Below are 24,125 nucleotides of genomic sequence, written 5' to 3' on the forward strand. Positions count from 1 at the left end.
GCTTGCGCCTCGGGCTGCGAGACGAAACGTCATTCGGTGTCTTTCACGATCTTGGAACGCAAGGCCTGAATCTGCTCATCCTTCGCAGCGACCAGCGGCTCGAATTTTTGAATCTCCACTGCGTTATTCCCCTGCTCATGGGCGCGAAAACCGCGGAGATAGGTTTCGTTCTGCGGCCGGTGGCGTTGGAGGAAGAGGTCGTTCTTCTCCCGGATCAGATCCCGTAACGCCGAGGCCCCGCGGGGCCTCGGCGTTACGGGGGCGATCTTTTCCGACGGGATCGCGACGAGTCCACGCGCCTCAGCGACGGCGTTCACTCGCGACGCGTAATCCTCCGTCCCGTCGCTGGTCGGCGCGACCAGCGTGATGCGCTTCGTCCGCTTCTCCAACTCATCGAGCAGCGAATTCAGGTTCGTCTCGAAGTCCTCGACGCTCATCCCCCCCGGCAGCGATTCGGCCTGCCCGTAGGCGACGAAGATCACGGTCGGGTCGACCAGATCGACATGCTCCAGCAGGTGTTCACGGCCCTCTTTCGCCGACTTGAAGAAGCGCCGCGCCGACTGATCCGCCATATCGCCGGCCCAACCCAGATGGCGGAACGTCACGTCCGGCACGGCGAGCGTGAGGACGGTTTCGAGCTCTCCGACTCGGCGTTCCTCCTCCCAGAAGCTCCCGCCGACCAACGCGACCCGATCGCTGGGTCGAAGCAGCGGGTCGGGCGTTGGTTCGTCTCCCGCGAAACCGCACGCGATCGCCGTGCAGGCTAGAGCAAGCGTGGTGGACACGGGGGTTCCCTCTCGGGTGGCGGGCGGGACGGCGGGCCGGCATCCTACGGATGAACCGCCCCCGATGGGAACTTGCCGTGCCGCTCCGACTCCTTGCCTGCGTCCTCTTGGCCTCCACGGCCCTCCTCACCGGCGGGGAGGCCTGCGACGCGGCGGAACAGCCGAACGTGCTGTTCCTGCTGACGGACGATCAGCGGGCGGACACGATTCACGCCCTCGGCAATCCGCACATCGTCACGCCGACGCTCGATGCGATCGCGAATCGCGGGTTCAATTTCTCGCGGTGCTACTGCCTCGGGGCGAACAGCGGAGCGGTCTGCTTTCCCAGCCGGAATATGATTCTCTCCGGGCGCCCCTACTTCCGCCATGAGGTGCAGAAGGGCAAACGCACCTACGCCGACCCGCAGAAGCCCAACTTCGCCGCGGCCCTGGGCGCCGCCGGTTACGAGACCTACCACCACGGCAAGAAGGGCAACACCGCGGAGCTGCTGCATACACGCTTCGAACACAACAAATACCTCTCGAACGATCACGCCGTCCGCATGAGCGGCCAGCCCGGCAAGGAGATCGTCGACGAGGCGTTGGAGTTCCTGGAGGAGCGGGACGAAGCGCGACCGTGGGCGATGTATCTCGCGTTTGCCACGCCGCACGATCCGCGGGTCGCGGCGGAAGAGTTCCGCTCTCAATACGACCCGGCGGACCTGCCGATCCGGCCGAACTACCTGCCGTTGCACCCGTATCAGATCGGCTCGGACCTCGGTCGCGACGAACTGCTCGCCCCCTTCCCCCGCACGCTGCCGGACACCCGGGCGCAAATCCACGATTACTACGCCGCGATCACCGGTCTCGACCATCACATCGGCCGGCTGATCGCAGACTTGGAATCTCGGGGCCAATTGGAGAACACGCTGATCGTGTTCAGCTCCGACCACGGCCTGTCGATGGGCAGCCACGGGCGGTTCGGGAAGCAGTCGCTGTACAGCGACGACATGCGGGCGCCGCTGATCGTCGCGGGGCCGGGCGTGCCGCACGGGGAGAGCGACACGCTCGTCTATCTGCACGACATCTACCCCACGATCTGCGACATGCTGAAGATCCACCCCGCCGGCGGTACGACCGTGCCCGCGAAGCTGCACGGCCAGAGCTTTCAGTGGGCGCTGGCCGGCGGCCAAGGCGGTCGGACCGAGTTGTTCGGCTCCTATCTGGAGGACCAGCGAAGCGTGATGGACGATCGTTGGAAGCTGCTGCGGTTCCCGAAGATCGGCGTCACTCGTCTCTACGACCTGCAGGCCGATCCGGGCGAGATCCTCGATCTCGCTTCCGATCCGGCCCAGAGCGATCGGATCGAACGGATGAACGCCCGCCTCAAAGCCCTGCAGCAAGAGGTCGGCGACACGCTGGACCTCGACGCGCCGCCGTCGAGCGACGACCCGACGTTCACCCCGCCGGACGCGGCAAGGCTGGACGAGCTGCGACGCCCGTGGAAGGGACGCAGTTGAGGCTGGCCTGGCCAATGCCCCACGGCATGGCAGCCCGAGGCGCAAGCCGAGGGGAACCAACGTCTGCAATTCTCACTGGCCTCGGCTTGCGTCTCGGGCTGCCGGCGCCGCTCACCGCCCGCCGCTGCGTCGCACCGTGACGTGTTCGCCGGCGCCGGGGTTCGTGTCCGGGTAGTCGCTGCGGAAGTGGGTGCCGCGGCTCTCCTCGCGGGCGGCGGCGGCGGCGGCCATCAGACGGGCGGTCAGCAGCATGTTCTGCAACTCCCACCCAGCCGGTTCGGAGAACTCCTGCGTGCCGGCGAACCGCGCCCAGAAGTCCACCTGCCGGTCCGCCTCCCGCAGTCCCGAGGCGTCGCGGGTGATGCCGACGCGGCGGGTCATCAGGCTCGCCAGGGAGCGCCGCAGGTCGTCGACGTCCAGCGGTTCCTTCTGCGGATCGGACCGATCGGCATCGACGGTGCGGGCGCAGAACTCGTCGCCGCGTCCGCTGGCCGATTGGCCCGCGGCTTCGCCGGCCCGTTTGCCGAACACCAGACCCTCCAGCAGCGAGTTGCTCGCCAAGCGGTTCGCCCCGTGTAGGCCGCTGCTGGTCGATTCGCCGGCGCTCCACAGGCCCGGCAGCGTCGTGGCGCCGTGCTCGTCGGTGGTGACCCCGCCGATCATGTAGTGGGCGCCGGGCCGCACCGGGATGCGGTCCTTGGAGATATCGATCCCGAACCGCTCGCAGGTCTGGCCGATGTTCGGGAACCGCTCCGCGACCATGGCCGGGTCGAGGTGCGCCAGCGACAGGTACACGCAGGGATGGCCGGACTTCTCCATCACGTCGGTGATCGCCCGGCTGACTTCGTCCCGCGGGGCCAGTTCCATCGCATCGCTGTAGTCGCCCATGAACCGGCGACCGTCGGCGTCGAGCAGGTGAGCGCCCTCCCCGCGGACCGCTTCAGAGATGAGGTGACGGGCGCCGCCGGCGATGTAGAGGACCGTCGGGTGGAATTGCATGAACTCCATATCCCGCAGCTCGGCGCCGGCTCGGAAGGCCGCCGCGTGCCCGTCCCCGGTGGCGAGGTCCGGGTTGGTCGTTTCGCGGAACAGGCGCCCGCACCCGCCGGTGCACAGCACGGTGCTCTTCGCCCAGACGAACGTCTTGCCGTGCGTGGGACTCCAGACCAACGCCCCCGCACAGCGGGCGTCCTTCCCCTCCCCCACCGTGAGGAGGTCGAGCAGGAAGGTTTGCTCCCACAACTGCACGTTCTCGACGGACCGCACCCGCTGCCGCATCGCCCGCATTACCTCCCACCCGGTCGCATCGCCGAGGGCGTGCACGATCCGGCGATGACTGTGCCCGCCCTCGCGGGTCAGGGCGAGTTTCGAGACGCCCGCGGCGTCCGCCACGCGGTCGAAGTCCGCGCCGTACTCGACCAGTTCTTCGATCCGCTCCGGCGCCTCCCGGACCACCAGTTCGACCACATCCGGGTGACACAATCCCTTGCCGGCCGCGATCGTATCGGCGGCGTGATGAGCGAAGTTGTCCTCCGGATCGAGCACGCCCGCGATCCCGCCCTGGGCATAGGCACTGTTCGATTCCCGCAGGGCGTTCTTGGAGATCACGACCGTCTCCAGCGACGGATCCACCGCCCGGGCGGCGAGCGCCGCCCGAATGCCGGCGATGCCCGCGCCGAGGATCAGCACGTCCGTGAACATGTGCGGCACCCGCTTGGGGTGAAACCGCACCAGATGCCGCGGACTGGCGAGCGAAAGTTCAGCGAGCGGCATCGGAACAGGGCGAGAGGCAGGGGGCGAAGGGCAGAAGACGACGCCCCGCGTGTCGCCATTCTAGCGGCCGGCGTCTGGATTCCCGCTGCCGCGCGTGAGCAGGCCAGAGACTGATGAGACCGCAACGTCCAGCGCGCGTTTGCCTCGTTCGGCGAGAACCGACGGTTCGTCTCCCAATCTCGTCGGCGGGCCGGCATCCCGGACTCGGTTCATCGCGTCGACGAATCGCGGCGAGACGTGCTGGAGCCGCACGCCGGCCCGATTCGCCGCGGAGGCATCGATGCAGGACGCTCCGGTCGCCAAACCCGCCAGCGCCGCCAGCGAGCCGGCGCCGAACGACGTTCCGAGGATCGCCCACACGACGGCCGCCCCCTCGGCTCCAAACCACCCCGCCCCCAGCCAGCCGAGGCCGGCGCCTGCCAGCCCGCAGAGCAGCGACCACAGCAACGCGCGGTGATACGGTCGTGCCCAATGGTTCGCGTGGCGCTCGCAGAACGGGCAACTGATTCTCGTCTCGCGCCGGAACAGGCCGACCGCCGCCCCGCCGACGATCAGCCCCGGCAGCAGACCGATGAACAGTTCCGCGAGCGCCGAAAACGGCTCCAGCCAGAACGGCGTGACGCCGAACGTCCGGTTGACCCGGACGGGAGCGTCCTCGCCGCACTCCATGCAGACCGGGGGGAGAGCGTCGGCCTCGATCTCGGTGCGAGTGAGCGTAATCCAGTCCATTGAGCGGCGGCGGAGTGAGCGGGGACTCCGAGGCAACGATTCGCCGCCGGGAGCGGATCAGCAGGTATCGACGAAGGTCGGCAAGAATATGCTACTCCCGTCCTCCGTTCGCATCGCCCTTTCGCCGGCCACCGTGTCTTGGCTGCTCTGTCCGCACTGCTTCACCTGGGTGCGGCTCGGCGGTGGGTACTGTCCACGGTGCGCGGGGCGGGTCGATCCGTCGGCGGAGGATCCGACGCTTGAGGAACTGGCCGTCCGTCTCGGTCGCGCGACCGGCTGCCTCGGCGAAGTGCGAGTCGCGCGGTCTGGGTTCTCGCAGAAGGGATTGCCGGACCGCGGGCTGTGGGTCACCACGGATCGCGGGCTGTTCTTCCTGCCGCATCGCCCGGAGGTGGCGATCGAACCGAGCGAACCGCCGTCGCTAAGCGTCGCCGCGGCCTGGTGGGCGGCGGGGCTGACGGTCGGCCCGCTGGCGCTGGTCGTGCCGACGGCCCGCTTCCTGGGGTTCGGCGCCGGGTGGGGCGGCGGAGATCGACGGATCGTGTTTGAACCCCGCCCCGTCGACGCGGGCGAATCAGCGGCGCTGGCCGAGCATCTGATGGCCGATCCGGGCGCCTTCTTCCTCGCTCGGGAGGCGGTCCGCGTGATTCGTCGCAGCGGACCCTGGCCCGTGAAAGGCTGGACGATCGAGTGCGACGGCCGCCCGCCGGTGCGGTTCGCGGCGCTCTCCGACCCGGCCGGCGTGCAGTCGGCGTTGCGGGGCTTAGGCCGCACCGACCTGTGGCACGGGGCAATCGTGTGTTAGCCGCTCACAAGCGTGTCGTCTGAGAATGCTCAGTCGTCGCTGCCGATGACCTGCTCGATGGTGATGCCGAGACCGCGGATCTTGTTCCGCAGACTGCCTCGCGTAATCCCGAGCATCTTGGCGGCCCGGCTCTGATTGCCGCCGGTGCGGTCGAGGATGCGGGTGACGACGTACCGCTCCATCAGTTCCAGGCTGTCGGCGTAGATGTCATCCGAATTCTCCGCAAACGCCCCTTCCAGCAGCGGACGGAGATCGCTGGGCGGGCCGGTCTCCTTGGGCGGCTCAGCGGTCCCGCCGCGGACCTCCGCCGGCAGGTCCTTCGGGACGATCACCGGCCCGGAGCTGTGCAGAATCGCCTTCCGCAAGACGCTTTGCAGCTCCCGGACGTTGCCCGGCCACGCATAGTGGCGCAGGTACGTGACGGCCTCCGGGGCGATCCCTTCCAGTTCGGTCTGACCCAATTCCCGTTTGAACCGGCTCAGAAAGAACTCGACCAGCAGCAGCACGTCGTCCCCGCGTTCGCGAAGCGGGGGGATGTCGATGCTGAACTCGTTGAGGCGGAAGAACAGATCCCCGCGGAACTCGCCGGAATCGACCATCGCCTCCAGCGGGCGGTTGGTGGCGGCGATCACCCGCACGTCCGTCTTGATGGTCACGTTGCCGCCGACGCGCTCGAAGCGCTGCTCTTGGAGCAAGCGGAGCATCTTCGCCTGCATCGGCAGCGTGGTGTCGCCGATCTCGTCGAGGAAGATCGTGCCGCCGCTGCACTGTTCGAACTTCCCGATCCGCTGCCGATCGGCGCCGGTGAAGGCGCCCTTCTCGTGGCCGAACAGCTCGCTTTCGAGCAGCGCGTCCGGGATCGCGGCGCAGTTGATCGCCATGAACGGCTTATCCTGCCGCTTCCCGTGATGATAAATCGCGCGGGCGACGAGTTCTTTACCGGTGCCGCTCTCGCCGCGAACCAGCACGGTGACGTCCTGTGCGGCCACCAGGCCGATGCTTTTGTAAACCTGCACCGCGCTCTCGGTCCGGCCGATGAACAGGTCCGTCGGCATCGAGTCGCCCGCTTGCGCGCTCAGCCCGACCTTGGTGCTCATCAACCGCCGGCTTTCCAGGGCGGTCGTCAACAATTCCCGCAGCTTGGGCAGATCGAGCGGCTTGAGGAGGTAATCGAACGCCCCCTGTTTCATGGCCTCGATGGCGGTGTCGCTGGTGCCGCCCGCGGTCACGAACAGAACCGGCCGCTTGGGATCCTCCTTGTGCAGACTGTCGAACAGGTCCCTCCCCTTCGCCCCCGGCAGCACGAGGTCCAGTAGCACGACGTCCGGGCGTTCCGTGGAGGCAAGCCGCAGGCCGTCGCTCGCGGTGAGTGCCGCCGAGACTTCCACCGGCTCCCCGCCGATCTGCAATCCGTCGACTGCGCGGCGGACCATGAGGGGAACGCTGCGGTCGTCGTCGATGACGAGGAGACGGGGCACGGGCGGACGCTTAACGATCGAAGGGGACGGCCAGAACCCGACCATACCCGCAACAGCGGTCGCCCGACTGCCTGATTGGTCGCCGTGCGGCCAGTAAAATCCGATTCCCGGTTTCCCCCGACCTGGCCGGCGGGCGATTCACCGCCGGAGCGCCGGTTTGCCTCACCCAGACGGCCCCCAAGAGACATTCATGGCCGCCATAAAGCGGCGTTCGGTGCAGAACTGTGGCCTACGCAGCGGTTTCCCCTATGATGCAAAACGGGCCGGCCCCGCCGGGAGCCGCAATCGTTCCACAGATCTTCAACACCTCACGCGCGTGGGCGTCTCCAGCATTTCATCCGAGGGGCCGGCAAACGGTCTGTCACGCCTTTATATCGCCGACGATCATCCCGTCGTTCGAGACGGCTATGCGATGCTGATCCGGCGCGAGCCGGACATGGAGGTCGTGGGCGAGTCCGGCGAGGGGGCGGAGATTCTCCGCCAAATCGATTCGTTGCGGCCGGACCTGTGCCTGCTCGATCTGTCGCTGAAGAGCGGGAACGGGCTGGAACTTTGCAAGCAGATCCGCAGTCGCTTCCCGCACGTCAAGGTGCTGGTCGTCTCGATGCACGACGAGACGCTCTATGCGGAGCGGGTGCTGCGGAGCGGCGCCGGCGGGTACATCTCCAAGGCGGAGGCGACGCACAAGCTGATCTCCGCGGTCCGTCAGGTGCTCTCCGGGGAAGTTTATCTCTCTCAGCGGATGCGGGAACGCACCGTGGCCCGCTCCGCCGGCGATCTCGCCGCGGAGGGATCGCTGCTCGACAAGCTCTCCGATCGCGAATTGGAAGTGTTCGAGCAGATCGGCCAAGGCCGCACCACGCGCGAGATCGCGGAGAAGCTCAACCTCTCGCCCAAGACGATCGAAAGCTACCGGGAGAACCTGAAGGCGAAGCTGAACCTCGCCAACAGTACCGAGCTCACCCGTCACGCCGTGCACTGGGTACTCGAACGGACCAAGGGCGGCGGGACGACCGACTGACCGGCGGCCGGGGGAATGCTTCGTCGTTCGTACCAACCCGACGCGTCAGCGAGGGAAACCGGATCGGCATGCGTCCCTCGCTGACGCGTCGGGTTGGTGGTCGTGATTGGTCGATTGGTCGAATCGTGTTTCGGCCTGACCGACGTCTCACAGGGTAAAATAGAACGTGGCGAGCATCAGCAGCCACGACACGTCCAGGAACGTCCAGTAGCGGGACGTGAGCAGCAGCCCGGCGTGGTACTCGTGGTCATAGCGCCCGGCGAACGTCCGGGCCGCGGCGAGAAACAGCACGAGCAGTCCGCCGAGGAAGTGGAACCCGTGCAGCGCGACGAGAATCGCGACCAGTCCCGCCATCGACAGGGCCACTTTCGCGTCGGGATCGAGATACGTGCCCCCGCCGGGCGCCTCGACGCGCGGGCGTTCGGCCGGATGCCAGTCCTCCAGTAGCTGGCTGACTCCGATCGCCTGCCCCGCTCCGAAAGCGAGGCCGCACACGACCGCCGCCGCCGTGAGTCGCCGCGCCGTGCGCTGTCGTTCCCGTCGAATCGCCCGGACAGCCCACCGCAGGCAGCCCCCGCCGACCAGAACGGCGACCGTGCTGAACCAGAAGGCCGGAGGAACCGCCTCCGCGGGCGGTTGCGACGCGCGGCCCAGCGCCGCGAACAGATAGAGAATCAGCACCGAGAGGAACGTGAACCCCAGGTAGCCGAACAGCAGGACGTTCAGCCCCATCCGCGTCCGCCGTTGGGCGGGACCGGACGTGGGCACGAAGCTCCAGTCCTTCCACCGCAGGCCGGCGAAGCGATCGGTCACGGGAGGGAACCGAGGGGGATGGGGACGGAATAGAAACCGCCGACCGGCTGAGCGTTTCACCCGTCCGCGACGCCTCTCAAGCGCGGGCGTCGAACTCGACGCCGATCAGTCGCCCGCCGCTTCCGAAGCCTGATTCGCCCGCCACTCATCCACGTCGCCGCGATAGCTCTGCGTATCGAGGATCGACAGGCCGATGAACAGCCCCACGAAGATCAGGCTGAACAACAGAATCGCGGCGTTCAGCGGGTTGTCGTACTTCAAGTGCATGAAGAACGTCGCCACCAGCACCGCCTTCACCGTGGCGATCGACATCGCCACCAGGACTTCGTAGTTGCCCAGTTCGAATGACGCGAAATAGACCGTCGCCGCGGTCAGCGCCAACAAGGCGCTGAAGACCGCGATCAACATCCACTTCGGCATCACGTGGGCGATCGGGTTGTGATCGTGCCCGTGGCCGGTCACCAGGTGCGGGTCCAGCGGTGAGGGTTCGGCGTGGGAGGCCATCAGAGGGCGGAGAGACGCGGAGTACGGGCGGGCGAAACGAACGCGGGCGGAAAAAAGGGGCCGCCGATCAGCCGATCAGGTACAGGAGCGGGAACAGGTAGATCCACACCAGGTCGACGAGGTGCCAATACAGGCCGACGAAGTCGACCGGGCCGAAATAGTCCGGGGTGAAGTCGCCGCGATACGCGCGAATCATCAGCCACGTCAGCACGACCATCCCGGCGAGGATGTGCACCGCGTGCAGGCCGGTCATCACGTAATAGATGCTGAAGAACTGCCCGATGCCGTCCGGCGGGATCTCCACGTCGGACTCCGCCTCGAGCATTTCATGGGCGGTCTCCACGTGGCCGTCGTGGGCCTCGCCATCGTGATGTTCCCCCCCGGCGTGGTCGCCGTGCATCTCGTGGGCAAGGAGCATTGAACCCTCCGCCCCGACCAGCATGCCGATCGCACACAACACCCCCGCGGCCAGACCCACCATCCAGCCGTTCGCCTTCAGCTTCCAACACAGTCCCGCCCCGACCATCAGCACGAGGGCGACGATCGCACAGCCGACGCTGATCTTGCCCAAGGTGACGTCCGTCGCCTCGAGCGCGGCGGACTCCCGTTCGGCAAAGGTGAGGGACGACGCTTCCGCTTCCGCGACCTGATCGGTCACGTCCACCAGCGGCGTGTCGTAGCGGGTGCCGCCCATGACCGGCTCCTCCGTGGCCCCAGCCCACAGGATGTGCAGGTGAGCCTTCTCCGTGTACTCAAAGCTCTTCACGCCGAGGAACAACGCCGCGCAGAACAGCGTCGCGGCGATGCAACCCGTCAGGCCGATCCGCTGGCCCAACATCGCGCAACGCACGCCCCAGGCCATCGTCAGGCTGCTGAACAGCAGGACGGCGGTGTTGAAGGCGCCGTGCGGCACGCTCAGGAAGCGGTCCGCGTACTCCCAAACCTCCGGGTGCAGCGACCGATAAACGGCGTACAGGCAGAACAGGCCGCTGAAGAACAGCACTTCCTGCGCGAGAAACAGCCACATGCCGAGCTTGCCGGCGTCGAACTGCTGCCGCCAGCTCTCGAAATGGTGCGCGTGCCCGTGGGGCGAATGCGGATCATGAACGTGCGCATGTTCTCCGTGCCCGTCGGCATCCCCGTGCTCGGAGTGGTGCGAACGATCGGGGTCCAAACCGGACTCGCCGGTCGGCGGGGCGGGGGCGGCGGCGCTCATGGGTCGGATCATAGAGAACCGGCCCGGTCGCGGAAGCCGCGACCGGGCCGGAAAGGGCGTCACCCCGCCGCACCTGCGGCGAGGGCTTTAAGAATCGTCACAGACTCACACCTTCGCGGTCTGCTGCGGCGTACCGCCGTTGGAAAACTCGTCGATCTGCCGATAGCTGCGGGTGTCCGGATCGTACACCACGCGGTTGAGTGCGTACGGGTCGCCCACGGTCGGCGGATGGTCGAAGTTGTTATGCGGCGGGGGCGAGGAACATTGCCATTCCAGCGTCGCGGCCCCCCAGGGATTCGCCGGCGCCTTCTTGCCCCGCAGGAGGCTGTGAACGAGCACCACCGCGGCGACCAGCAATCCCCCGCCCAGCATAAAGGCGCCCACGGTGCTGACCTGATGCCAGAACTGGAACTCCGGCACGTAGTTGTAATAGCGCCGGGGCATGCCCTTCGTCCCGAGAATGAACTGCGGGAAGAAGGTCAGGTTGAAGGCCAGGAACACGATCAAGGCGCTGATCTTGCCCCAGAAATCGTTGTACATCTTCCCGGTCATCTTCGGCCACCAGTAGAACAGCCCGCCGAGGAACGCCACCAGCGACCCGCCCACCATGACGTAGTGGAAGTGCGAGACGACGAAGTAGCTGTCGTGCAGGTGAATGTCCGTCGCCAGCGCCCCGAGGTGCAGGCCCGTCAGCCCGCCGATCGTGAACAGGAAGATGAAGCTCAGGGCGTAGCACATCGGCGTGGCCAGCCAGATATTTCCCTTGTACATCGTGGCCAGCCAGTTGAAGACCTTGATCGCCGAGGGGATCGACACGCTGAAGGTCAGCAGACTGAACACGAACGCGGCCACCGTACTCATCCCGGAGGTGAACATGTGATGGCCCCACACGAGGAACCCGAACAGCGCGATCGCGATCGAGCTATAGGCGATGAACCGATAGCCGAAGATGTGCTTGCGGCTGAACGTCGAGATCAACTCGCTGATAATGCCGAAGCCCGGCAAAATCATGATGTAGACGGCGGGGTGGCTGTAGAACCAGAAGAAGTGCTGGAACAACACCGGGTCGCCGCCGTACGCCGGATCGAACACGCCGATGCCCGTCGTCCGCTCCACCGCCAGCAGCAACAGCGTGACCGCCAACACCGGCGTCGCCAGCACCTGGATGATGCTGGTCGCGTAGATCGCCCACAGGAACAGCGGCATCTTGAACCATTCCATGCCCGGCGGCCGCATCGTGTGCACCGTCACGATGAAGTTCAGCCCGGTGAAGATCGAGCTGAACCCGAGGATGAACACCCCCGTCAACGCCGTGACGACGGCCGTCTCCGTCGACGTCGAATAGGGAACGTAGAACGTCCAGCCCGTATCCAGCGATCCGCGGAAGAGGGTGATCAGAAAGAAGATCGCCCCGCCGCACCACAGATAAAAACTCGCCAGGTTCATCCGGGGGAAGGCGACGTCCTTCGCCCCCAGCATCACCGGCAGAACGAAGTTCCCCAACGCCGCCGGGACCGACGGGATGATAAACAGAAACACCATAATCGCCCCGTGCAGGGTGAAGAAGCGATTATAAGTCTCCGCGGTGACGATCGTTTCGCCCGGCGTCCACAACTCCGCCCGCACCAGCAGGGCGAAGATGCCGCCCAGCAGGAAGGCGCTCATCACGCCCACCAGGTACATCATCCCGATCCGCTTGTGATCGAGCGTAACCAACCAACTCATCAACCCCTTGGTGTGGTTGAGGTAGTTGTCTTCCGCGTACCCCGGCGGGCCGGCGGGCACGGCGGCCCGCTCCGGCGAGGGAGCCGCCTCGCCGGCGGCGTAATCGGTGGGGGTTTCAACGGCCATGACGGGGGGCGGTTAAGAGCGTGGGTGTGCGGTGCGAAGGTGAGTGCAGCGGGTTAACCATCAGCGCCGGAATCGTCTTCGGCCTCCGGCTCGCCGCCGACAGGCGGGACGTCGCGTTCGACATTCTCCGCCCGGCCCTCTTCGGACAGCGAACGAATGTAGGTCGTCAGAGCCATGATCTGCAGTTCTTCCAACTGCCCCTTATACGAGGGCATGTTGTTGCGGAATCCCTCCGCGATCTTCGCGTCCGGCTGCAGGATCGACTCCCGGATGTACGCATCGTCCGCGATGGCGGAGGTGCCGTCCGTGAACTTCTTGGTCGTCCCCCACAGTCCCTCCCACGTCGGGCAGGCGTTCTTCGCGCCGTCGACGCTGTGACAGGCCGCACAACCGGCGTCCTTGAAGAGCGCCTCGCCGCCCCCCAGCGGGTCGTCTTCCAGTTCCTGGATCTTGACCGTCTTAATCTCCCGCAGTTTGTCTTCGAATTCGTCCAGCGGGACAGCGACCACGCCGCCCTCTTTGATCATATTGCTGTGATCTTTGCCGCAGTATTCCGTGCATTGGTAGAGGTACTCGCCCGGCTCGGTGCATTCGAACCAGATGATGCTGTCGCGGCCGGGGACGATATCCCACTTCGAGCGAAAGGCCGGCACCCAGAAGCTGTGCAGCACGTCGCTGGAGACCATCCGCAAACGGACCGGGCGCCCGACGGGGATATACAACTTGGAGTCCGTGAAGCCGGCGTCGGGATACACGAAGGTGAAGTTCCACTTCTTCGCGATCACCCGGACTTCGTAAGCGTCCGCCGGCGGCGTCCGCTGATCGAGGTAGCCGGTAAAACCGAAGCCGAAGATCACGATCACCAGCAGCGTCGGGATGACTGTCCAGGTCAGCTCCAGCGGCAGGTTATGGCTCGGCGTCTTCGGGGCGAACGTCTCCACCGGGCGGTGCCGGTACTTCCACATGAACCAGCCCATCGCCCCCACGACGATGATGAAGAACACGACGCTGATCCAAGTGATCATCCAGAACAGCGAATCGCTGTTCTCCGCGAATGTGGACGCCTGCGTACGGAACAGCAGCCCGTCGCCGTAGTCGGCGAGCGGCGGGATAAACGGCATCAGAGGCGTCCGGGACGAAGTCGACGATGGAGAGCGACGAGGAGGAGCGACGGGGCGGTCGCTGAACAATTATACGGTGGCCGGAGCGCCCGCGGCGCCCTTGTTCCGCGCGTCCTCTCGACGCACGGCGGCGCCGGAACGACCCGCAGAAAGTCCGGCGGACGACGGATCAGACGAGCGACGGCTCCGCTGCCACTGGCGGGACAACCACGATCCGAACCCGACCACGAACAGGAACCCGGCGCCGGCCATCAGCATTTCCGCTTTGCGCGTCACGTAGGTGCCGTGCTCCGGATCGTAGCGGTAACAGATCAGCGGGAAGTAATCCGAAGTCGTCCCGAGCGTCCCCTCGCCCGTTTCGACCAACCCCAGCTTCAGGGTGTCCGGTTCGAAATCGAGCCGATGGTGGTAACGTCCCACCCGGCCCGTGGGCGTCAGCAGAATCGTGACGGGGGAATGGTGATATTCCTGCTTGGAGGGTTCGTAGACGTACTTGAAGCCCACGGCCCGAGCCAGCCGTTTGATCGAGCCGGGATTACCGGTGAGAAACGACCAGTTCCCCTTCCCCATCAGCCGGACGTAGCCCCGCCGGCGTTCTTCCGCGACCTCCGGGCCTTCCGTCGGATCGATGCTGACGGTGACGACGCGAAAGTCCTCGCCGGCGGTCACGTCCAACCCGCCCAGCGTGGTCGCGAGGTTCCGCAACTGGATGTCGCAGACCTTCGGGCACCGCGAGTAGTTCAGCGTGAGGATGACCGGCCGGGTGCCGTCGTAGTAATCGCCCAGCCGGACCATGTTGCCGACGTGATCCCGGAACGCGATGTCCGCGGGCACCTGATCGCCCAACTTCTCGTCGACGCCGACGTCCCGCACCTCAAACGGCACGACGTTCGGGTCCGGCCGTTCCGGCCGCAAGGCCTGCGCGGGAGCGACCGCGGTCGCGATCAGCCCGCACAGCGCAACGGCGAGAGTCGAGGCGAACCGGTTCACGCTTCGCTCCCGGCTTCGTCGGTCGAATCCGCGTCTGTCGATTCCGAATCTGCGGCGTCCGACTCCGACTGCTCGGCACGCTCCGCGGCGAGTTCCTCGACCGTCTCGGCCATCGCCTTATCGACCGGAATGGCGGCGGAGTCCGTGGTGGCGTTCCAGCTGTAGCGTTCGATCGCGGCCCGCTGCTCCTGCAACTCCGCATCGACGCTGGCGAGCGGGACGTTGATGACCTTCTCCTGATACTCCGCCGCCTGCCACTTGTAGAACAGGGTGCGGGCGCCGGTGATGATCACGAACAGTCCCACCGCCGAGAGCAGGCCGATCAAAAAGATCGTCCGCATGCTCAGGTCGTTGTAGGCCTGCTTCTCGCCGGTCGTGTCGGACATGATCGATGAACCGCCGGTCGGCGGACTGTTTCACCCCGAAGTCGGGGTTTGCAAGGAACGGGGGAGTGTTCGGCCCTGCGCCGATCCGGGCGACAGACGCGGATGACGCAGGGGACGATTCGGACGCGGGATCAGGTGTTGTGGAACGCGAGGGCTTCCTTGAGCCGCGGATCGCGGTGCGGCACGAGGGCCACCCCGGCGGCGGTCGTCAGCAGCGTGGCACAGGCGAAACCGCCGATCCCCACGAAGCAGGCCAGGTCCACCAGGCTCAGCGGCAAGCCGACGTCCTCGATCCCCGCGTGCACGGCGTCGTGCGTCAGCCGCGGCATGATGAACAGATAGAGGTCCACAGCGTGCATGAACAGCACCCACACGCACCAGAACATCAACGTGCTGTCCCGCCGTTTGACGTGCCGGCTCAGCAGGCCGAGGAACGGGATGATGAAGTGCCCGGTCAGCAGCATCGCCATGACGAACGTCCAGCCGTGACTGAACCGCACGAGGTAGTACTCGGTTTCTTCGGGGATGTCCGCGTACCAGATCAGCAGGAACTGACTGAAGCTCACGTAGGCCCAGAACACGATGAACCCGAACAGCAGCTTGCCGAGATCCTGCTGGTGTTCGACCGTGACGGCCTCCGTCAACGTGCCCCGCTTGCGGAGCAGCAGCACGATCACCGCCAGCGTGGCATGCACGCTGACCGCACAGCCGGCGATGATGACCACCCCGTAGATGGTGCTGTACCAGGTGGGCGTGAGGCTCATCAGGAAGTCGATCGCCGCGAACGTCACCGTCAGGAACGTCAGCGGGAGGCCGGCGACGCTCCAGTTGTGCATCGTCTGCGTCAGACCCGGATCCCCCGTCTCGTCCTGCTTGCGGCTCAGGGCGTACAGCTTCCAGCCCCAGAAGCTCCACACCGCGAAGTAGATCGCGCAGCGAATCAGGAAGAACGGCTTATTGAGGTACGGCTCCTTGTGCTGGAGCAGATCCGCGGTGGGGCCGCTCTCGACCAGCACAGGATCAGCCCATTCCCACACGCCGGCGCCGTCGAACAGCACCCCGGCGAGCAACGGCAGCGACAGCGGGGCAAAGACCCACAGGTTCGCCCCCAGCATCTCCGCCAAACGGCGAACCGTGACGCTCCACCCGGCCCGGGTGACGTGCTGGATCATCGTGAAGAACAGCCCGCCGAGGCTGATCGTCAGGAAGAACCAGTAGGCCCAGAGGTAGCCGAACAGGAACCGCTTCGCCCAGCCGTCGTCGCTCAGCGACGCGAGTAGCCCCGCCGCCACCAAGCCGACCACGCCGACCAACAGCAACGGAATACGGAACTTCCCGGCGAGATCGCCGATGTCTTCCCGCAGCGCGGCGGGATCGACGACGGGGGCGTGGTGGGCCATGCGGGACGCGGGAGCGAGCAGGAAATGCGGGGGTGTCGGGGCGCCGCGAACTCGCGGCGAGGGTCGGGACTCAAGCAGTCTCAGCGTCGGCGTCAGCCGGATCGTCCGTTTCCGGCTCGCCTGCTTCCGGGTCGTTCGATTCCGGACTTTCCATTTCCGGCTCGTCGGCGGGGGCCGGATCGGCGACCGGGTCGGGATCTTCGTTGCGACCTTCGACGTCCGGCTTGGCGCCGCTCGGCGTATCCGAGGGGGCGGCCGTGCTGCTGGTCGTCGGGGCGTCGCCGGTCTCGCCGCGGGGCACGATCGCATCGTCGGCTTCGACGGTCCCGCTCTCACCAGCGGCCGCGGCGGCGCGGGCGGCCTCATCGGCGGCGGCCTGCTCAGCGGCTTCCTTCGCCGCACGGGCCTCTTCGCGAACCCGGTCGCGCTCGGCTTCGGGAACGTCCCCGATCTTGGCGTGCTGGCTCTTCTGCAACGCCCGCAGGTAGAGGACGACGTTCCAGCGATCCTTCAGTTCGATCTGCGACCCGTACGCCGGCATCTTGCGGACGCCGTTGGTGATCGCGTCATACAGATAACCGTTCGGCCGATTCCGGGTGACGTCGGTGTGCAGGTTCGAGGGGGGCACCCAGGCCTGAGCCTTGATCTGCGTCGCCCGTTTGTGAACGAGGCCGTCGCCGAACCCGCCGACGCCGTGGCAGGCCGCACAGTAGATGTTGAACACCAACTGGCCCCGCTGGACGTTCTCCAGCGTCGGCTCGATCGGCAGATCGCGGGTGAACAGGGACATGTCCTCTTCGTCGTCGCCCGCCGGCGGGGCTTCGCCGCCGGTCTGCTCCTGCGGTGCGTCCGTGGTGTTCGCTCCGCTCTCGGACTGATCCTGGTTCAGCGAGGCGAAGGCGAACAGCGCCGCGCTGGCGAGGCGCTGGCCGTCGCCGTCCGGCAGCGCCGCGGCGGGGCCGGAGGCCGCGGCGGGGTTATCCGTGGGCTCCAGGCCGCGATAGAGGGCGTCGTCCAGATCGAGCTCGCCGCGGGCGATCGTGCCTTCGACCTGCGGACGCATCGCCCGTTGATCGGCGAAGAACGGGTTCCGCTGCTGCGGTTTGAAGCTCGCCTGCCAGTCCATATCCCCGACGGGATGGATGCGCGGCGTGGACCACGGCGTGTTGCGGTGCTCGGCGATCAACGCCGGCGGGATCAGCAGCAGGGCGAACAGGATCAGGGCCGCCGTGGGGATCCACGCCGGCGCCCGGCGGCTCTCCACGTCCCAGACCTCGCGAACGGCCGTCGGCCGCGTCGGCGAAAGCAGTTCGGCGGCGCCTTCGAGATCGAACTTCGGATCCTTCGAGTCCAGGCCGATCAGGTAACCGTCGTCGGTGCCCCGACGGAAGTTCGAGAGCCGCAGACGCGGGTTCGACAACTTCGGCAGCCGGTTCAGGACCAGCATGCCGAAGAACGCCCCGAACGCGCTGAATAGAATCGTCAGTTCGAACGCCACCGGGATGTTTGCCGGCAGGCTCCAGATCGGCTTGCCGCTGATGAGGAAGTTGTAGCCCTGCAGGAAGGTCGGAATGCCGGCCTCGTTGGCCACTTCCTCGCTGCCGTTGAGATACCACTGCATCAGCAGGCCGGTCATGCAGCCGGTGAGGCCGCCGCACAGCACGATCCAGGGCAGAATCGTCGCCTTGATGCCCATCGCCCGCTCGATGCCGTGCACCGGGTACGGGGTGTAGCTGTCCCATTTGGTGATGCCGGCGTCGCGAACCCGCTCGCAGGCCGCGAGCAGTTCGCCGACGTCCTCGTACTCCGCCACCACGCCCGTCAGCTTCGGGGCGCGAGAGCGATCCGGCGGGGCGACCAGCCGATTGTTGACGTCCGACAGGACTTTATACGCCGGCCCCTTCGCCTGACCCGTGAACGGATCGGAGAGCGTATTGGGCCGCGTATCGATGGGGGTGTTTCCGCGAGAGACCATGACGGGTTCCTAGTACGCCCCTTCAGTGCGGAAGTCGCCGGTCTGCGGCGGATTGATCGAGTCCTGGCCCGTATGGGCGCCGGGCGCGTTCAGGTTCTCGTGTTCCGGCATCGGCATCACGCTCTTCACCTCCGCGATCGCCACCATGGGCAGGTAGCGGCAGAACAGCAGGAACAGGGTGAAGAACAGCCCGAAGCTGCCGATCAGCATCATGAAGTCGACCGGCGTCGGGCTGAAGTAACGCCAGGAACTCGGCACGTTGCTGCGATGCAGCGACGTGATCGTGATCACGAACCGCTCGAACCACATCCCGATGTTCACGAAGATCGAGATCACGAAAATGATCCAGGGCGTCGTGCGGAACTTCTTGCTGTAGAAGAGGAACGGCGTGATCACGTTGCAGGAGACCATGATCCAGTAGCTCCACCAGTACGGCCCCAGCGCCCGGTTGACGAAGGCGTAGGCCTCGTAGGCGTTGCCGCTGTACCAGGCGACGAAGAACTCCATCGCATAGGCGTAGCCGACCATGTTGCCGGTCACGATGATGACCTTGCACATGTTCTCCAGGTGGCGGAGCGTCACGATCTCCTTCAGCCCGAACCACTCTCGGGCGGGGATGATGAGGGTCAGCACCATCCCGAAGCCGCTGAACACGGCGCCCGCGACGAAGTACGGCGGGAAGATCGTCGTGTGCCAACCGGCCAGCTGACTGACCGCGAAGTCGAACGACACGATCGTGTGCACCGACAACACCAGCGGCGCCGCGAGGGCCGCGAGCAGCATGTAGGCCTTCTCATACCGCCACCAAGCCCGGCTGCTGCCGGTCCAACCCACGGCGCCGATGCCGTAGGCGAACTGGGCGACTTTGTTCTTCGCCCGATCTCGCAGCGTGGCGAGGTCGGGGATCATCCCCATGTACCAGAACAGCAGCGACACCGTGAAATAGGTGTTCACCGCGAACACGTCCCACAGCAGCGGGCTGCGGAACTGCGGCCACATGGCCATCTGGTTGGGATACGGGGCGAGCCAGTAGACGACCCAGATCCGCCCGACGTGGATCGCCGGGAAAAGGCCGGCGCAGACGACCGCGAAGATCGTCATCGCCTCGGCGAAGCGGTTGATGCCGGTTCGCCAGTTCTGCCGGAACAGGAACAGGATCGCGGAGATCAGCGTGCCCGCGTGCCCGATGCCGACCCAGAACACGAAGTTCACGATCGGCCAACCCCACGCGACGGGGACGTTGTTCCCCCACACGCCGGTGCCGCGGAAGATCAGGTAGGCGACGTTCCCCAGCAGCATCACGGTCAGCGCCAAGCTGACGGCGAACGCCGCGGTCCATTGCCACGGCGTATCGCGCAGCGCCAGACCGGTCACGCGGTCGGTGATCCACCGCACGGACTTCCCGCCCGTCACCAGCGGCGCGCGGGCCGGCCCGATGAAGGGGGTGTCGTCGCGGAAGGCGGTCGGGTCGGCCGCGGCCATGCTGCGAAGGGAGGGGAGAAGTTGAGAGTGCGGGGAAAACGTGTGACTAGACCGAGACGATCTTCAGCAGCGAGGACTTCAAGGACGGAGCGACCGAGGCGTGATCGTCGCCGTGCGTCTCGTCGCCCTCATGATCGTGATCGCCGGCGCCGTGATCGTCAGTGCCGTGAGCTCCGTGCCCGTCGCCGCCATGCTCGTCGCCGTGGTGCCCGTGAAGGTGCAACTCGCGGTAGTAAGCTTCGGCCTTCTCCAGGGTCGGATGCGGGTTGCGAATCCGGGCGAGATACGCCGTGCGAGGCTTGGTGTTGTACTCGGAGAGCAGCTTGTACGCCCGGCCGTTCTCGTGACCTTCGCGGACACGGCTATTCGCGTCGTTCAGGTCGCCGAACACGATGGCGTTCGTCGGGCAAACCTGCTCGCAGGCGGTCTGGATCGCCCCGTCCTGCAGCTGCTCGCCCTTGTTGTCCACGGGGATCGTGGCGTGCTGAATCCGCTGCACGCAGTAGGTGCACTTCTCCATCACGCCGCGGACGCGAACGGACACTTCCGGGTTCAACACCATCCCGGTCAGCTCCTTATTCGCCCCCTCGTACCGCTTGTTGTAGTTGAGGAAGTTGAACCGCCGCACCTTGTACGGGCAGTTGTTGGAGCAATACCGCGTGCCGATGCAGCGGTTGTAGACCATGCTGTTCAGCCCCTCGGCGGTGTGCACCGTCGCGGCGACGGGGCAGACCTGCTCGCAGGGGGCGTTCTCGCAATGCACGCACATCAGCGGCTGACTGGCGACCGCGGGGTTCGCCCAGGCGGCGACGTCGGTGACCTCGTAGCCGACTTCGTCGTCGGAGTCTTCGTCCGGACCGGGCTTGGTGTTCGGCGTGAAGTACCGATCCATCCGCAGCCAGTGCATCTCGCGGCCGCGCTTGACCTGATCCTTGCCGACGACGGGAACGTTGTTCTCCGCCTGACAGGCCACCGTGCAGGCGTTGCAGCCGGTGCACTGCGACAGGTCGATCGCCATGCCCCAGCTGCGGCCCTCGTACTTCCGGCTCTCCCACAAGCTTTCCAGCGGCGGGTGATGCACCATCTCGTCGGCGAAGGTCGGATGCTCGCCGAACTGACGCTCGGTCGCCTCGCGGACCAGCATCGGCACGGCCTTCACCATGTGCTCCATGCCGTTTTCGTCGATGGCGTGATGGTTCTGGGTCGTGACCAACTCGTGGTCGACCGAACCCTTCGACACCTTCACGCCGGCGATGACCTGCGAGGTGGCGCCCGATTCCGCGGTCCGCCAGAGCGGGTAGGCGTCAAACCCGACGCCGTCGGAGAGCGTGTCCTCCTCGTCGAAGTCCATGAACGCCCCGCCCTTGATCCCGACGTTGCCGCCGACGACCCCCGCAGCGGTCCGGCCGTAGCCGAGCGCCAACCCGATCGACCCATCCGCCTGCCCGGCGAGAATGTAGGCCGGCACATCGATCGCCCCGTCCGGGGTCGTGATCGTCACGCCGTCGCCCTGATCGACGCCCAGCGTGGCCGCATCCCTCGGAGAGATCAGTGCCGCGTTATCCCAGACCAGCTTGGTGAGGAAGTCCGGCGCCTCCTGCAACCAGCCGTTGTTGGCGAATCGCCCGTCATGCACGCTGCTGGAGGAGGTGAGCACCAGCTCGAAGCCCTCCGGCGCCGAGTCGGGCAAACCCGGAACGTCGCCGCTAAGCGACGCCTCGACCGGCTCCGCGGCGGTGTCTTCGACGAAGCCGCGATGCACCGCGGTCTTCCAGCCCTTCGTGCCGGAACCGACGAGCGAATCGAAGGTGGCGCGGGTCAATTCGTAGCCGGTCGCGGCGGACTCGCCCAGCAGACGAGCGAGGAACTCCGCGCTCGTCACGCCGTCGAACAGCGGCTGAATGAGCGGCTGCTGAATGGCGTACGTCCCGCCCAGCAGACGAACGTCGCCCCACTGCTCCAACGGATGAGCCATCGGGATGTGCCAGCCGCACAACAGACTCGTCTCGTCGCGATACAGTCCCAGGCGAGCCGACCGCTTCACTTTCGCGACGGCCTCCGCGAACTGACAGTCGGCGGGAGCGTCGTAGGCGGGGTTGCCGCCGAGCACGAGCAGCGTTTCGAACTCGCCGCTCCGCAGCCGTTCGCAGAGCACCTGAATGCCGACGACCGAATCGGGATTCGCCGGGGCGTCCGCCTCCGCGAAGTAGCTCACGCCATGATTGCCGAGTTCTTCGTTCAGCCTGTGCACCGCCGCCTGCACCGCCGCCGGCTGGCGAGCGCCGCAAAGCACGACGCATTTTTTATCGGAGTTGAGATCGTCCGCGAGCGCCGCAATGAACTCGTCGGCCGCCTTGGCGCCGCCACGCGCCTTCTCCAAGTCGGACAGGAACTTGGGGATCGCCGTGCTCTTGAGCGGGAACCGGTGGTCGGCCGCGGCGCCGGTCACAGAGAACTGGCTCTCGATCGCGTAGAGCCGGTTCATCGGGCCGTCTTCCGGCCGACGACGCGCCGCCCAGGCCCGGTTGTTGACGGCGGAGGCGGGATGGTCGCCGAGCGGGTCGGCGTCGAGACAGACGATCACGTCCGCGGCGGCGAGATCGACGCTGGGCCGCAATGCTTCGCCGAACGCCTGCTGCGTGCCTTCGAGCAAACTGTCGCCGGAGAGCGGCGAGTATTCGCACCAGGTCGCCCCGGCGCCGGTGACCTGATCGCGGAGCCGCTTGAGCGTCGGCGAGCCGGTCGCCTCGCACAGAACAGCCGTCGCCCCGGCCCCGTCGCCCAGCACGCCGGCCAGCGACTCCAGCGCGGCATCGAGCGTGGAGGGCGCCGCCTTCGCGCCGACCCCCTTCATCACGCTGCCCCGGCGATCCGGGTCGTACATACTGAGGATCAACGCCTGATCGAAGGCGCTGCTCGAACCGCGACCGACGGCGTCGTCCGGGTTCCCCTCGACCTTGACCGGACGCCCGTCCACACAGCTGACCAGCAAGCTGCGGCCGACGCCGTCCAGCTCCCACGCGGTCGCAAACTGCTGCGGCACGCCCGGCAAACGCCCGGCGCTGCGGCCGGTCGCCATCGGCATGAACTGCTCCGCCTCCCACCGACAACCCGTCACGCCGGCCAACGCCAGCGAGGCGCCCATCACCTGCAACCAGCGACGGCGATCGAACCCGACCGGCTCGTCGGCCTGCTCCGGGAACTCGCGATGCAGGAACGACTCGAACTCCGGCGTGCCCTGCACCTCATCCAAGCTGCGCCAATAGCGGCGACCGGCGTTACCCGCAGCGGGTGCGGAACCCGCGGCGAGCGTCGAGTCGGCGGCGGGACGGGGGCGGGACATACTGTCGGGAGCAGGCGGTGAGCGGAGATCGGAGAGTCGCAGCATCGGCCCGCAACGAGGGGCCGGATCGACGAATCAGCGGTGACAGGTGGCGCAGTCGGTATTCGGATGCACGTCGCGGTCTTCCTGCCAGTTCTTGACCCACTTCGTGCGGAACGCTTCGACCGCCTCGGGGGATGCGACGTCCGCATCGGTCACGGGCATGTCGTACAGACCGGCGAACAGCGTGCGATAGCTGCCCAACCCTTCCTCGTCCCATTCCCAGGCGAGGTTCGTCACCAATTCCGGCGGACGCAGCGCGTCCTGCGGATTGCGGTGGCACTCGACGCACCAGGCCATGTTCAGCGGCTGCACCTGCTCGACGACCTCCATCCGATCGATCCGGCCGTGACAGCTCACGCAGCTCACGCCGCGATTCACATGGGCGCTGTGATTGAAATAGGCGTAGTCCGGCAGATCGTGAATCCGCTCCCACGGCACCGCGGAGTCGGCAGCGATGCTCTCGCGAACCGGCTGCAACCGCGGGCTGTTCGTATGCACGGCAACCTTGAGCGTGACGCCGTTCTCCTTCGTGGCGTTGTGGCAGTTCGCACAGACGCTCGTACTCGGCACGTTACTGTGAGCGCCCTTGAAGACGCCGGTGTGGCAGTACCGACAGTCCAACTTCAGCTGACCGGCGTGCAGAGCGTGCGAGAACGGCACCGGCTGCGTCGGCTTGTAGCCGGTCAGCAGCGTCTCCGGCGACGCCCCGTAGAAGATCACCCCGGCGACGTAGGCGCCCAGCAGTCCGGCCACGGCCAGGCCGGGCAGGATGATGACGTTGGTCCACGCCGGGAAGTAGAACCGTCCGTCGTCGCTCTCGGGGGTGCCGTCCGTGATGGTCACCGGCTCGACCGGGGAACCGTCAGGGACGCCGGCGGCGTCCCTGACGGTTCCCCGGTCGAGCCGGTGACC

19 protein-coding genes are annotated in these 24,125 nt (G+C 66.5%); 3 read left to right on the forward strand and 16 right to left on the reverse strand.

The window, feature by feature from the left end; all coding sequences use genetic code 11:
* Positions 1–29: 29 nt before the first annotated feature.
* Entirely contained in the window at positions 30–785 is a 756-nt protein-coding gene (locus tag LzC2_RS04355; RefSeq protein ID WP_171184157.1) for an SGNH/GDSL hydrolase family protein, read from the reverse strand.
* 77 nt (positions 786–862) lie between these two features.
* Between LzC2_RS04355 and LzC2_RS04360 the strand changes: the two genes are divergently transcribed.
* Positions 863–2,284 (forward strand): sulfatase-like hydrolase/transferase, encoded by a 1,422-nt coding sequence (locus LzC2_RS04360; protein WP_171184159.1) that lies wholly within the window; start codon positions 863–865, stop codon positions 2,282–2,284.
* A gap of 111 nt (positions 2,285–2,395) precedes the next feature.
* On the opposite strand, the gene nadB is transcribed toward LzC2_RS04360, so the two are convergent.
* Together nadB and LzC2_RS04370 are read right to left on the reverse strand one after the other, a co-directional pair.
* On the reverse strand, positions 2,396–4,057 hold the full coding sequence (nadB, locus tag LzC2_RS04365) for an L-aspartate oxidase (protein WP_171184160.1): 1,662 nt from the start codon (positions 4,055–4,057) through the stop codon (positions 2,396–2,398).
* A 60-nt stretch (positions 4,058–4,117) separates the two neighbouring features.
* On the reverse strand, positions 4,118–4,786 hold the full coding sequence (locus tag LzC2_RS04370) for a hypothetical protein (RefSeq protein WP_171184162.1): 669 nt from the start codon (positions 4,784–4,786) through the stop codon (positions 4,118–4,120).
* A gap of 88 nt (positions 4,787–4,874) precedes the next feature.
* Between LzC2_RS04370 and LzC2_RS04375 the strand changes: the two genes are divergently transcribed.
* Positions 4,875–5,591, forward strand: a complete 717-nt coding sequence (locus tag LzC2_RS04375) for a hypothetical protein (protein ID WP_171184164.1) — start codon at positions 4,875–4,877, stop codon at positions 5,589–5,591.
* 29 nt (positions 5,592–5,620) lie between these two features.
* Here LzC2_RS04375 and LzC2_RS04380 read toward each other — a convergent pair whose 3' ends face one another.
* Positions 5,621–7,069, reverse strand: a complete 1,449-nt coding sequence (locus tag LzC2_RS04380) for a sigma-54-dependent transcriptional regulator (protein ID WP_171184166.1) — start codon at positions 7,067–7,069, stop codon at positions 5,621–5,623.
* Positions 7,070–7,259: 190 nt separating this feature from the next.
* On the opposite strand from LzC2_RS04380, the gene LzC2_RS04385 reads away from it, so the two are divergent.
* Entirely contained in the window at positions 7,260–8,090 is an 831-nt protein-coding gene (locus LzC2_RS04385) for a response regulator transcription factor (protein WP_171184168.1), read from the forward strand.
* A 147-nt stretch (positions 8,091–8,237) separates the two neighbouring features.
* Here LzC2_RS04385 and LzC2_RS04390 read toward each other — a convergent pair whose 3' ends face one another.
* The 12 genes from LzC2_RS04390 to LzC2_RS04450 all read right to left on the reverse strand — a co-directional run bounded on the left by LzC2_RS04390 (position 8,238) and on the right by LzC2_RS04450 (position 24,056).
* A complete protein-coding gene (locus tag LzC2_RS04390) occupies positions 8,238–8,903 on the reverse strand; it encodes a cytochrome c oxidase subunit 3 family protein (RefSeq protein ID WP_171184170.1) in 666 nt (221 codons plus the stop codon).
* A 105-nt stretch (positions 8,904–9,008) separates the two neighbouring features.
* Positions 9,009–9,407: a cytochrome C oxidase subunit IV family protein gene (locus LzC2_RS04395; protein ID WP_171184172.1), complete on the reverse strand. Its 399-nt coding sequence runs from the start codon at positions 9,405–9,407 to the stop codon at positions 9,009–9,011.
* 67 nt (positions 9,408–9,474) lie between these two features.
* A complete protein-coding gene (locus LzC2_RS22085) occupies positions 9,475–10,623 on the reverse strand; it encodes a cytochrome c oxidase subunit 3 (RefSeq protein ID WP_246254746.1) in 1,149 nt (382 codons plus the stop codon).
* 105 nt (positions 10,624–10,728) lie between these two features.
* Positions 10,729–12,474: a cytochrome c oxidase subunit I gene (gene ctaD / locus LzC2_RS04410; protein WP_171184174.1), complete on the reverse strand. Its 1,746-nt coding sequence runs from the start codon at positions 12,472–12,474 to the stop codon at positions 10,729–10,731.
* Positions 12,475–12,527: 53 nt separating this feature from the next.
* Positions 12,528–13,595, reverse strand: a complete 1,068-nt coding sequence (coxB, locus tag LzC2_RS22090; RefSeq protein WP_171184176.1) for a cytochrome c oxidase subunit II — start codon at positions 13,593–13,595, stop codon at positions 12,528–12,530.
* Between the two features lie 69 nt (positions 13,596–13,664).
* Entirely contained in the window at positions 13,665–14,585 is a 921-nt protein-coding gene (locus tag LzC2_RS04420; protein ID WP_171184178.1) for an SCO family protein, read from the reverse strand.
* Entirely contained in the window at positions 14,582–14,971 is a 390-nt protein-coding gene (locus LzC2_RS04425) for a hypothetical protein (protein WP_171184180.1), read from the reverse strand. Before LzC2_RS04425 ends, LzC2_RS04420 begins: the two co-directional genes overlap by 4 nt.
* Before the next feature lie 131 nt (positions 14,972–15,102).
* Positions 15,103–16,371 (reverse strand): quinol:cytochrome C oxidoreductase, encoded by a 1,269-nt coding sequence (locus tag LzC2_RS04430; protein ID WP_171184182.1) that lies wholly within the window; start codon positions 16,369–16,371, stop codon positions 15,103–15,105.
* 70 nt (positions 16,372–16,441) lie between these two features.
* Entirely contained in the window at positions 16,442–18,346 is a 1,905-nt protein-coding gene (locus LzC2_RS04435; protein ID WP_171184184.1) for a quinol:electron acceptor oxidoreductase subunit ActD, read from the reverse strand.
* 9 nt (positions 18,347–18,355) lie between these two features.
* A complete protein-coding gene (nrfD, locus tag LzC2_RS04440; protein WP_171184186.1) occupies positions 18,356–19,828 on the reverse strand; it encodes an NrfD/PsrC family molybdoenzyme membrane anchor subunit in 1,473 nt (490 codons plus the stop codon).
* Positions 19,829–19,874: 46 nt separating this feature from the next.
* Positions 19,875–23,171, reverse strand: coding sequence for a TAT-variant-translocated molybdopterin oxidoreductase (locus LzC2_RS04445; RefSeq protein WP_171184188.1), 3,297 nt, complete (start codon positions 23,169–23,171; stop codon positions 19,875–19,877).
* 75 nt (positions 23,172–23,246) lie between these two features.
* Entirely contained in the window at positions 23,247–24,056 is an 810-nt protein-coding gene (locus LzC2_RS04450; RefSeq protein ID WP_414636409.1) for a cytochrome c3 family protein, read from the reverse strand.
* Positions 24,057–24,125: the final 69 nt, after the last annotated feature.

Source organism: Alienimonas chondri, from assembly GCF_013036045.1.
Lineage (GTDB): Bacteria > Planctomycetota > Planctomycetia > Planctomycetales > Planctomycetaceae > Alienimonas > Alienimonas chondri.